Annotated in this window: 1 pseudogene; it reads left to right on the top strand. The window is 40.7% G+C overall.

What is annotated here, in order from left to right:
* Nucleotides 1-247 precede the first annotated feature (247 nt).
* Nucleotides 248-7,079: pseudogene (gene bgaA / locus B7692_RS06375) on the top strand (LPXTG-anchored adhesin/beta-galactosidase BgaA).
* The last annotated feature ends 322 nt before the right edge of the window (nucleotides 7,080-7,401 follow it).

The raw sequence follows: 7,401 nt of genomic DNA, 5'->3' as shown, positions 1-7,401 counted from the left end.
GTAGACCTCATTTCTAACTCAAACGTCTCACACTTAATTCCACCATAAAAATCCGTTTTAGACTAATTTCCACTTTGGCTAGCCAAGTGGAAGTTGCTTTGAGAAGTTACCAAAACAATCAAAAATATTATTTTATATGCTTAAAGTGTTGAAAATTCCTATATTATTTTATAAAATAAAGATAAAAGACTATTAAAAGTGATGCGCTCACATAAAAATGAAAACGATTACTAAAAGGAGGGTTTTTATGGGAAAAGGCCATTGGAATCGGGAAAGAGTTTATAGCATTCGTAAGTTTGCTGTGGGAGCTTGCTCAGTAATGATTGGGACTTGTGCAGTTCTATTAGGAGGAAATATAGCTGGAAAATCTGTAGTTTATGCGGATGAAACACCTATTACTCATACTGCTGAGAAACCTAAAGAGGAAAAACCGATAGTAGAAGAAAAGGTTGATCAATCTTTGGAAACTAAAAATGTAGTCGAAAGGGCAGAACACAGCGAACCTAGTTTAACTGAATCTATTGTATCTGAGAAGAAAGAAGATGAAGCTGTAACTCCAAAAGAGGAAAAAGTGTCTGCTAAACCTGAAGAAAAAGCGCCAAAGGTAGAATCATAAGCTTCAAGTCAAGAAAAACCGGTCAAGGAAGATGATAAAAGTGAATTTTAATCAAAATTGGCACTTTAAACTCAATGCAAATTCTAAGGAGGTCATTAAAACGGATGCAGACGTATCTACGTGGAAAAAATTAGATTTACCGCATGACCGGAGTATCTTTAATGATTTCGATCATGAATCTCCTGCCCAAAACGAAGGTGGACAGCTTAACGGTGGTGAAGCTTGGTATCGCAAGACTTTCAAACTTGATGAAAAAGACCTCAAGAAAAATGTTCGCCTTACTTTTGATGGCGTCTACATGGATTCTCAAGTTTATGTCAATGGTCAGTTAGTGGGGCATTACCCAAATGGTTATAATCAATTTTCATATGATATCACTAAATATTTGAATAAAGATAGACGTGAGAATGTAATTGATGTTCATGCAGTCAATAAACAGCCAAGTAGCCGTTGGTATTCAGGAAGTGGTATCTATCGTGATGTAACTTTACAAGTGACAGATAAGGTTCATGTTGAGAAAAATGGGACAACCATTTTAACACCAAAACTTGAAGAACAACAACATGGCAAGGTTGCAACTCATGTAACCAGCAAAATCGTCAATACGGACGACAAAGACCACGAACTTGTTGCCGAATATCAAATTGTTGAACGTGGTGGGTAGCCTGTAACAGGCTTAGTTCGTACATCTAGTCGTACTTTGAAAGCTCATGAAACGACACAACTTGATGCTATTTTAGAAGTTGAAAAACCAAAGCTCTGCACAGTTCTAAGTGATAAACCTGCTTTGTACTAATTGGTTACTCGTGTATATCGTGACGGTCAGTTTGTGGATGCTAAGAAAGACCTGTTTGGTTATCGTTACTATAACTGGACACCAAATGAAGGTTTCTCTTTGAATGGTGAACGTATTAAATTCCATGGTGTTTCTTTACACCACGATTACGGAGCACTTGGAGCGGAAGAAAACTATAAAGCTGAGTACCGTTGTCTTAAACAGATGAAAGAAATGGGTGTCAATTCCATTCGTACAGCGCATAACCCTGCCAGTGAGCAAACCTTGCAAATAGCTGCTGAACTTGGTTTGCTTGTTCAAGAAGAAGCCTTTGATACTTGGTATGGAGGCAAGAAACCATATGACTACGGACGTTTCTTTGAAAAAGATGCTACTCATCCAGAAGCTAAAAAAGATGAAAAATGGTCTGATTTTGACTTACGTACCATGGTTGAAAGAGGCAAAAACAATCCAGCTATCTTCATGTGGTCAATCGGTAATGAAATCGGTGAAGCTAATGGTGATGCTCACTCACTAGCTACAGTAAAGCGTTTGGTCAAGGTTATTAAAGACGTTGATAAGACACGCTACGTTACTATGGGAGCAGATAAGTTCCGTTTCGGTAATGGTAGTGGTGGACATGAGAAAATTGCCGAAGAATTAGATGCTGTTGGCTTTAACTACTCTGAAGATAACTATAAAGCTCTTCGAGCTAAGCATCCAAAATGGTTGATTTATGGTTCTGAAATCTCTTCAGCAACTCGTACTCGTGGTAGTTATTATCGTCCTGAACGTGAATTGAAACATAGTAATGGACCTGAACGTAATTACGAACAGTCAGACTACGGTAATGACAGAGTCGGCTGGGGTAAAACAGCTACAGATTCATGGACTTTTGACCGAGACAATGCTGGTTATGCTGGTCAATTTATCTGGACTGGGACAGACTATATTGGGGAGTCAACACCTTGGCATAACCAAAACCACACGCCAGTTAAGAGTTCATACTTTGGTATTGTAGATACTGCAGGTATTCCAAAACATGACTTCTATCTCTACCAAAGTCAATGGGTTTCAGTTAAAAAGAAACCAATGGTCCATCTTCTTCCTCACTGGAACTGGGAAAATGAAGAGTTAGCATCAAAAGTAGTTGATTCCGAAGGCAAGATTCCAGTTCGTGCTTATTCGAATGCTTCTAGTGTAGAATTGTTCTTAAATGGCCAGTCTCTAGGAGAGAAGAAATTTAACAAAAAGCAAACTAGCGATGGAAGAACATACCAAGAGGGAGCTAATGCTAAAGAGCTTTATCTCGAGTGGAAGGTTGCTTATAAACTAGGAACTATAGAAGCAGTGGCTCGCGATGATGCTGGTAAAGAGATTGCAAGAGATAAAATTACTACTGCGGGGCAACCAGCAGGTGTACGCCTCATCAAGGAAGAAAACGCAATCGCAGCAGATGGCAAAGATTTGACTTACATCTACTACGAAATTGTAGACAGTGAAGGCAATGTTGTTCCAACTGCTAACAATCTCGTTCGCTTCCAATTGCATAGGTAAGGACAGCTAGTCGGTGTCGATAATTGGGAACAAGCTAGCCGTGAACGTTACAAAGCGCAGCCAGATGGTTCTTGGGTTCGTAAAGCCTTTAATGGTAAGGGTGTTGCAATTGTCAAATCAACTGAGCAAGCAGGTAAATTCACGCTTACTGCTCATTCTGATCTCTTGAAGTCTGCGCAAGTAACTGTCTTTACTGGTAAACAAGAAGATAAAGAAAAAACAGTTTTAGGAACAGAAACACCAAAAGTACGCACAGTTATTTCTCAAATTCCAAAAATGCCGAAAACAGTAGGTTTTGTATACAGCGATGGTAGTCGTGAAAAACTTCCAGTAACTTGGTCTCAAGTCGATGTTAGTCAAGCAGGAGTTGTGACTGCTAAAGGTACAGCAAATGGACGTGAGGTAGAGGCTCGTGTCGAAGTTCTAGCAATTGCGAAAGAATTACCAACAGTTAAACGTGTTGCTCCAGGAACAGATTTGAACACTGTAGATAAATATGTGTCAATACTTGTAACCATTGGAAGTGTACAAGAGTACGAAGTAGATAGCTGGGAGATTGCGGAAGCAGATAAAGCCAAACTTTCAGTAGCTGGATCACGTATTCAAATGACTGGTCAGTTAGCTGGAGAAACTATTCATGCAACTCTTGTGGTAGAAGAAGGAAATACTGCAGCACCTGTAGTGCCAACTGTTACTGTTGGTGGTGAGGCAGTAACAGGGCTTACTAGTCAACAACCAATGCAATACCGCACTCTTGCTTATGGTGCCCAATTGCCAGAAGTCACAGCAAGTGCTGAAAATGCTGATGTTATAGTTCTTCAAGCAAGCGCAGCAAACGGCATGCGTGCAAGCATCTTTGTTCAGTCTAAAGATGGTGGTCCTCTTCAAACCTATGCAATTCAATTCCTAGAAGAATCACCAAAAATTGCTCACTATCAAGATGGAACGCAAGCTGTATTACCAGCTGATAAGGTGAGCTTCTCTACAAGCGGTGAAGGGGAAGTTGCAGTCCGAAAAGGAATGCTTGAGTTGCATAAACCAGGAGCACTCACTCTGAAAGCTGAATATGAGGGTGCTACAGGTCAAATCAATCTCACTATACAAGCAAATACTGAGAAGAAGATTGCGCAATCCATCCGTCCTGTAAATGTAGTGACAGATTTACACCAAGAACCTACTCTTCCGTCAACAGTAACGGTTGAGTATGACAAAGGTTTCCCTAAAGCTCACAAAGTCACTTGGCAAGCTATTCCGAAAGAAAAACTAGACTCCTATCAAACCTTTGAAGTGCTAGGTAAAGTTGAAGGAATTGACTTGGAAGCGCGTGCTAAAGTATCTGTAGAAGGCATCGTTTCAGTTGAAGAAGTTAGTGTGACAACTCCAGTCGCAGAAGCACCACAATTACCAGAAAGCGTTCGTACATATGATTCAAATGGTCACGTTTCATCAGCTAAGGTTGCATGGGATGCGATTCGTCCAGAGCAATACGCTAAGGAAGGTGTCTTTACAGTTAATGGTCGTTTAGAAGGTACGCAATTAACTACCAAACTCCATGTTCGCGTATCTGCTCAAACTGAGCAAGGTGCAAACATTTCTGACCAATGGACCGGTTCAGAATTGCCACTTGCCTTTGCTTCAGATTCAAATCCAACCGACCCTGTTTCAAATGTCAACGATAAATTGATTTCCTTTAATGACCGACCAGCCAATCGTTGGACAAACTGGAATCGTAGTAATCCAGAAGCTTCAGTCGGTGTTCTGTTTGGAGATTCAGGTATCTTGAGCAAACGCTTCGTTCATAATCTAAGTGTTGGATTCCACGAAGACCATGGAGTTGGTGCACCGAAGTCTTATGTGATTGAGTATTATGTTGGTAATACTGCTCCAACAGCTCCTAAAACCCCTAGCTTTGTAGCCAATGAAGACCATGTATTTTACGATCTAGCTAACTGGAAACCAGTGACTAATCTAAAAGCTCCTGCTCAACTCAAGGCTGGAGAAATGAACCACTTTAGCTTTGATAAAGTTGAAACCTATGCTGTTCGTATTCGCATGGTCAAAGCAGATAACAAGCGTGGAACGTCTATCACAGAAGTACAAATCTTTGCGAAACAAGTTGCGGCAGCCAAACAAGGACAAACAAGAATCCAAGTTGACGGCAAAGACTTAGCAAACTTCAACCCTGATTTGACAGACTACTACCTTGAGTCTGTAGATGGAAAAGTTCCGGCAGTCACAGCAAGTGTTAGCAACAATGGTCTCGCTACCGTCGTTCCAAGCGTTCGTGAAGGTGAGCCAGTTCGTGTCATCGCGAAAGCTGAAAATGGCGACATCTTAGGAGAATACCGTCTGCACTTCACTAAGGATAAAGACTTACTTTCTCGTAAACCAGTTGCTGCGGTTAAACAAGCTCGCTTGTTGCAACTAGGGCAACCACTTGAATTGCCAACTAAGGTTCCGGTTTACTTCACAGTTAAAGACGGTTACGAAACAAAAGACCTGACAGTTGAATGGGAAGAAGTTCCAGCAGAAAATCTGACAAAAGCAGGTCAATTTACTGTTCGAGGTCGTGTCCTTGGTAGCAATCTTACTGCTGAGTTCACTGTACGAGTGACAGACAAACTTGGTGAGGCTCTTTCAGATACCCCTAACTATGATGAAAACAGTAACCAGGCCTTTGCTTCAGCAACTAATGATATTGACGACAGTTCTCATGACCGTGTAGACTATATCAATGATAGAGATCACTCTGAAAATCGTCGTTGGACAAACTGGTCTCCAAGACCGTCTACCAATCCAGAAGTATCAGCAGGTGTGATCTTCCGTGAAAATGGTAAGATTGTAGAGCGGACTGTTGCGCAAGCCAAACTTCACTTCTTTGCAGATAGTGGTACGGATGCGCCTTCTAAACTTGTTTTAGAGCGCTATGTCGGTCCAGACTTTGAAGTGCCAACCTACTATTCAAACTACCAAGCTTACGAATCAGGACATCCATTCAACAACTCAGAAAATTGGGAAGCTGTTCCTTATCGTGCGGATAAAGACATTGAAGCTGGTGATGAAATAAACGTAACATTTAAAGCTGTCAAAGCCAAAGCCATGAGATGGCGTATGGAGCGTAAAGCAGATAAGAGCGGTGTTGCGATGATTGAGATGACCTTCCTTGCGCCAAGTGAATTTCCTCAAGAAAGTACTCAATCGAAGATTCTTGTAGATGGAAAAGAACTCCCTGATTTCGCTGAAAACCGTCAAGACTATCAAGTAACCTATAGCGGACAACGTCCAAAAGTTTCAGTTGAAGAAAACAATCAAGTAGCTTCAACAGTTGTAGATAGTGGCGATGATAGCCTTCCAGTACTTATTCGTCTTGTTTCAGAAAGTGGAAATCAAGTTAAGGAATACCGTATCCAGTTGACTAAGGAAAAACCAGTTTCTGAGAAAACAGTTGCTGCTGTACAAGAAGAACTTCCAAAACTCGAATTTGTTGAAAAAGATTTAGCCTACAAGACAGTTGAGAAAAAAGATTCAACACTGTTTCTTAGTGAAACTCGTGTAGAACAAGAAGGAAAACTTGGTAAGGAACGTATCTTTACAAGTATTAATCCTGATGGAAGTAAGGAAGAAAAACTCCATGAGGTGGTAGAGGCACCAACAGACCGCATTGTCTTGGTTGGAACCAAACTAGGAACTTTTCTTCCAGAAGACGAAATTAAAAATCTTGTTCTGAATCGCCCAGAACTTGTAGTCGAAGAAGAAACCATTGACTTCAAGGTTCAGGAACAAAAGAATGACAAACTTCCAGCAGGTCAAACTCGTGTTCACTTGATTGAGGTTGAAAATGGTAAGCGAACTGAAAAGGATAGCTATGATAAAGTTTTGGTTCAGAATCGCATCGTAGAAGTCGGCACAGCTGGTGAAACAACTATACCAGTAGCTCAAGAAGCTACAAAACCACAAGTGTTAGAAAAAGCAGATACAAAACAAATCGCTTTAAGTGAAGCCAGTCAAGCTAATAAAGTGCAGTTACCAAATACAGGAAGTGCGGTAAGCTAAGCAGCAGTAGCAGCAGGTTTAGCTCTTCTAGGTTTAAGTGCAGGATTAGTAGCTACTAAAGGTAAAAAAGAAGACTAGAAATTTTGATACCTTCTTTATCATTAAAGACCAGAGAGAAACTCTTGTCCTAGATAGAAGATAAAGAGTCTGGGACAAAAGTCTAACCTTAGATATAAAAAGCGAACAAAACGAGTTATCTGACACTCAGAATTCTGCCTTGTTCGCTTTTTTGTCTAATCAATCGATTTTAAAATTTATAATAAAGAATTCCGAAAATCAAAATCTTTTTGTCCCAGCCTCTTTTCTTTGGTACGACGGGCATGTCGTGCATCTGAGGTGTAAGTCCTCCGTGGGCATCCGCTACCGGTGAACCCAATAGCGATTCCCAAGCCTGATTATC

Source organism: Streptococcus mitis, from assembly GCF_002096925.1.
Taxonomy (GTDB): Bacteria; Bacillota; Bacilli; order Lactobacillales; family Streptococcaceae; genus Streptococcus; species Streptococcus mitis_AF.
This window is presented reverse-complemented; position numbering and strand designations above follow the sequence as displayed.